Origin of the sequence: Variovorax sp. dw_308, from assembly GCF_019207085.1 — a bacterium.
In the GTDB taxonomy this organism is placed as follows: domain Bacteria; phylum Pseudomonadota; class Gammaproteobacteria; order Burkholderiales; family Burkholderiaceae_C; genus Variovorax.
This window is the reverse complement of sequence record NZ_JAATOM010000111.1, coordinates 1-268: the sequence shown is the minus strand read 5'-3', so window position 1 is coordinate 268 and position 268 is coordinate 1. Positions and strand designations below refer to the sequence as shown.

Genomic DNA, 268 nt, shown 5'->3' with positions numbered 1-268 from the left:
GACGCGCAAGCGCATCTGCCGCTCGCTGGTGATGCTGCGCGAGAAGAAGCTCGAGAACCCGTGGCGCAAGCACGGCAACATCCCACTTTGAAAGAACAGGAAGTACAACATGTTCAAGAAAATCCTGATCGCCAATAGAGGCGAAATCGCCTGTCGCGTCATCAAGACCGCGAAGAAGATGGGCATCCTCACGGTGGCCGTCTATTCCGACGCCGACAAGGAAGCCCGCCATGTCGAGCTGGCCGACGAGGCCGTGCACATCGGCGCG

Annotated in this window: 1 protein-coding gene; it reads left to right on the top strand. The window is 59.3% G+C overall.

The features are described 5' to 3' along the window. Nucleotides 1-109 precede the first annotated feature (109 nt). Nucleotides 110-268, top strand: a 159-nt coding sequence (locus tag HCU76_RS36425; protein ID WP_213959988.1) for a biotin carboxylase N-terminal domain-containing protein, incomplete at its 3' end; no start/stop codon positions are given.